Raw genomic sequence first — 4,944 nt, 5'->3', positions numbered from 1 at the left:
GCCGCCGCCGGACCGCTCCGGCTGACCAGCACCAGGTGCCGGACACCGTGCCGGGCCACCAGATGCCGGGCCAGCACAGCCGCCAACGACCCGGTACCACCGGTGACCAGGACCGTGCCCTCCGGATCGAGCACCGGCTCCACGGCAGGGACGGGAAGCTCGCGGGCGAGCCGCGGCACGTACAACCCGCCTTGCCGTACGGCGAGTTCCGGCTCGCCGGTGGCGAGGACAGCGCCGAGCAGCGCCCCGAGGCGGTCCGCGTCCTCCGCGCCCTCCGGGTCGGGCCCGCCGTGCGTGCCGGTGTCCGTGCCGCCTTCCGTGCGGCTGTCCGTGCCGGTGTCCGTGTCGAGGAGCACGATCTGGCTGGGGTTCTCGGCCTGTGCGGCACGGACCAGGCCCCAGACGGCGGCGCCGCCGGGGTCGGTGACCGCCGCGTCACCCCCCGCGGGCACCGCGCCCCGGGTGAGCACGACCAGCCGGGTGTCCTCCAGGCCGCCGCCGGCCAGCCAGGTCTGGACGACCTCCAGGATGCGGTCCGTGACGGCCAGCGGGGTGTCGTCCGGTCCGGAGGTCGTGGCCTTCACGACGACCGCGCGGGGCGGCTCGGTGCCGCCCGGGGTGTCCTCGGCGAGCGTCGCCACCTCCTCCGCCGTGGACAGCCGCAGCCAGGACGGGACCCGCGTGCCCTCGGGCCGGGGCAGCGGGACCCAGTCGACACCGAAGAGCATGTCGCCGCCTGTGGTGCGCAGTTGGTCCGGTGCGACCGGGCGGAACACCAGGGAGCCGGCGCTGAGGACGGGGGTGCCGGTGTCGTCGGCGGCCTCCAGGGAGAGCGCGTCCGGCGCGGGCCGGGCGACCCTGATCCGCAGCGAGGTGGCCCCGGAGGCGTGCAGGGTCAGCCCGTTCCAGGCGAACGGCAGCATCGTGCGGTGTTCGCCGCTGCCGAGGAACGCCTTGGTGTGCAGGGCGGCGTCGAGGAGCGCGGGATGGATGCCGTACGCCGTGGCCGCCTGGTGCTCCCCCTCGGGCAGGGCGACCTCGGCGAAGAGTTCCTCGCCGCGCCGCCACACCGCGCGCAGTCCGCGGAAGACGGGCCCGTAGTGGTAGTCGTGGTCGCGGAGCCCGGCGTAGAAGTCCTCCGGGGTCACATCGACTCGTTCGGCGCCGGGCGGCGGCCAGGTGGTGAGGTCGGTGTCGGCGCGGGTACGGGCGGGGGGCGCCGGGGTGAGGACGCCGGTGGCGTGCCGGGTCCAGCCGTCGGTGCCGGTGGCGCCGTCGGGCGTGGAGTGGACGGTGACCGTGCGGGTGCCGTGTTCGCCGGCGCCGCCGACACTCACCTGCACGCGGACCCCGCCCTGCGGCGGCAGGATCAGCGGGGCCTCGATGACGAGTTCCTCCAGCGTGGAGCAGTCGGCCTCGTCGCCCGCGCGGACGGCGAGTTCGACCAGGCCGGTGCCGGGCAGCAGGACGACGTCGCCGACGGCGTGGTCGGCCAGCCACGGGTGGGTGCGCAGCGACAGCCGCGAGGTGCACAGCACACCACCGGTGTCCGGCAGCTCGACCACCGCCCCGATGAGCGGGTGGTCAGCGCCGGCCAGTCCCAGCGAGGCGGCGTCGCCCGCGGCGGCGGGCGTGGGAAGCCAGTAGTGCTGGTGGTCGAAGGCGTACGTCGGCAGGTCGACCGCACCGGTGGCGGGCGGCAGGACACCCGTCCAGTCCACCGGTACGCCCCTGACGAACAGTTCGGCCATGGAGATCAGCAGCCGTCGGGGGCCGCCGTCGTCGCGGCGCAGTGTCCCGGTGACGAGCACGTCGGTGCCGTCGGCGGTCTCGCTGATGGCCGGGGCGAGCACCGGGTGGGTGCCGACCTCCACGAACACGGTGTGCCCGGACTCCACCAGGGAGGTGACGGCCGGGGCGAAGCGGACCTGGTGGCGCACGTTGCGGTACCAGTAGTCGGCGTCCAGTGTGCCGGCCTCGGTGACACGCTCGCCGGTGACGGTGGAGTGGAACGGGATGACGGGGGCCCGGCCGCGGACGTCGGCGAACGCCTTGGTGAGCAACTCGCGCACCGCCTCCAGGTGCGGGGTGTGCGAGGCGAAGTCGGCCGCGATCCGCCGGGCCCGGATCCCTTCCGCAGTCAGCGTCCCGACGACCTCGTCAAGGAGGCCGGCGTCCCCGGCGACCACCACCGACGACGGGGAGTTGACCGCGGCGACGTGGATGCGGTCCGCCCAGCGGGCCACGGCGGCCGTCGCCTCTTCCTCGGACAGGCCGACGGCGATCATGCCGCCGAGCCCGGACAACCGCTCGGTGATCACCTGGGCGCGCAGTGCCACGAGGCGTGCCGCGTCCTCCAGTGACAGCGCTCCGGCGACGCAGGCAGCGGCGATCTCCCCCTGGGAGTGGCCGACCACCGCGTCCGGTACGACACCCACCGAGGCCCAGAGGGCCGCCAGGCCGATCATCACGGCGAAGCTCGCCGGCTGGACGACGTCGGTGCGGTCCAGCAGCTCGGCGGGCACCTCGCCGCGCAGCACCTCCTCCAGGTCCCAGTCGATCCAGGGTTCGAGCGCCCGGGCGCACTCCGCGATCCGCTCGGCGAACACCGTTGAGTTGTCCAGCAGTTCACGGCCCATGCCGGTCCACTGGCCGCCCTGGCCGGGGAAGACCAGGACGACCTTCCCGGTCCCGGCCGTGGCGGCGGGGCCACCGGTCACGACGGCGGGGCCGTTCTCGCCGCGGGCCAGCGCTTCCAGTCCGGCCAGAGCCTCCTCACGGGTGCCGGCCACCACCACGGCCCGCTCGGACAGGACGGCCCGCCGGGTCACCAGGGCCGCCGCGACATCGGCCGGCGCGGTGTCGCCACCGGTGAGGAACGCGGCGAGCCGTGCGGCCTGCCCGGCGAGCGCGCCGGTGCCGCGGGCCGACACCACCAGCGGCACCGCGCCGACCGGGGCCGGGGCGGCCGCCGGCGGCCGCCCCGCCTCCTCGGGGACCTCCTCCAGGATCACGTGCGCGTTGGTGCCGCTCAGTCCGAACGAGGACACCGCGGCCCGCCGGGGCCGTCCCGGGTCGGCCCACTCCCGGGCCTCGGTGAGCAGTTCCACCGCGCCGGCCGACCAGTCGACCTGGGAGGACGGCGAGTCGACGTGCAGGGTTGCGGGCATCGTCCGGTGCCGCAGCGCCTGCACGGCCTTGATGACACCGGCGACACCGGCGGCGGCCTGCGCGTGCCCGATGTTCGACTTCAACGAGCCCAGCCACAGCGGCTCCTCGCGATCCCTGCCGTAGGTGGCGAGCAGGGCCTGCGCCTCGATCGGGTCGCCGAGGACGGTGCCGGTGCCGTGGCCCTCCACCAGGTCCACGTCCGCCGTGGTCAGGCCCGCGTCGGCGAGCGCCTTGCGGATCACCCGCTGCTGGGAGGGCCCGTTGGGGGCGGTCAGGCCGTTGGACGCGCCGTCCTGGTTCACGGCGCTGCCGCGTACCACCGCCAGCACCCGGTGGCCCTTGCGGCGGGCCTCCGACAGCCGCTCCAGGACGACGACACCTGCGCCCTCGGCCCAGCCCGTGCCGTCGGCGGCGTCGGCGTAGGACTTGCAGCGCCCGTCCGTGGCGAGCGCCCGCTGCCGCGAGAATTCCATGAACATCCCGGGCCCGGCCATCACGGTGGAACCACCGGCCAGCGCCAGGGAGCACTCGCCGTTGCGCAGCGCCTGCGCGGCCAGGTGCAGCGCCACCAGCGATGAGGAGCAGGCGGTGTCCACGGTGACCGCCGGGCCCTCGAAACCGAAGACGTACGACACCCGGCCCGAGGCGACGCTCGCCCCGGCACCGGTCAGGGCGAATCCGCCCACCTCCTCCGGGACGTCACCACCGGAGTAGTAGTCGACGCCCATGATGCCGCTGAACACGCCGACCTCCGTGCCCTTGAGCCCGGTCGGGTCGATACCGGCCCGCTCCAGCGCCTCCCACGAGGTCTCCAGCAACAGCCGCTGCTGCGGGTCCATCGCCACCGCCTCACGCGGCGAGATACCGAAGAACACCGGGTCGAACAGTGGGGCCTCGTGCAGGAAACCGCCCTGGCCGACGTAGGACGTCCCGGCGTGCTCGGGGTCGTCGTCGAGGACCCGGTCCAGGTCCCAGCCGCGGTCCGTCGGGAACCCGGTCACACCGTCACGGCCCTCGCTGACCAGGCGCCACAGGTCCTCGGGGCTGCCGACACCGCCGGGCAGCCGGCAGGCCATGCCCACGATCGCGACCGGCTCCGCCGGGTCGTGCGGCGCGGCCACCGGCAGGGGCACGGCAGGTGTCACGCCCTGGAACGACTCGTGCAGGTGCCGGGCGAGGGCGAGCGGCGTCGGGTAGTCGAAGACGGCGGTGGCAGGCAGGCTCAAACCGGTGGCCTCGCGCAGCCGGTTGCGCAGTTCGACGGAGGTCAGGGAGTCGAACCCGGCGTCCTTGAAAGCGGTTTCGGCCCCGACCCGGTCCGGTCCGGCGTGCCCGAGGACGTTCGCGACATGGGTGCGGACGAGGTCCAGCAGCAGCGCCTCCCGCTCGCCCCCGGCCAGCCCGGCCAACCGCCCGGCCAGCCCGTCCCGGCCGTCGCGTCCGTCACCGCGCGCGGTACGCCGGCCCGCGCGGACCAGCCCGCGCAGCAGCGGCGGCACGGTGGCCCCGGCGGTCGCGTCGGCACGCAGCCCGCGCAGGTCGAGCCTGGCCGGCACGAGCAGCGTCCGGTCACTGCCCAGCGCCGCGTCGAACAGGTCCATGCCTTCGGCCGGGGTAAGGGGCAGTACGCCGCCACGGCGGTTCATGCGGCTGCGGGACAGCTCGTCGAGACCGGCACCCATGCCGGTGCTCTGCTCCCACAGCCCCCAGGCCAGCGACCGCGCCGGGAACCCGGCCGCCCGACGGACCGACATCAGCCCGTCCATGCAGGCG

1 protein-coding gene is annotated in these 4,944 nt (G+C 75.1%); it reads right to left on the bottom strand.

The genetic code is table 11. The features are described from left to right. A partial coding sequence (locus ACIQVT_RS34675; protein ID WP_403763756.1) for a beta-ketoacyl synthase N-terminal-like domain-containing protein occupies positions 1 to 4,925 on the bottom strand: 4,925 nt, incomplete at its 3' end. Positions 4,926 to 4,944 lie beyond the last annotated feature (19 nt).

Source organism: Streptomyces sp. NPDC100445, from assembly GCF_044759735.1.
Taxonomy (GTDB): Bacteria; Actinomycetota; Actinomycetes; order Streptomycetales; family Streptomycetaceae; genus Streptomyces.
This window is presented reverse-complemented; position numbering and strand designations above follow the sequence as displayed.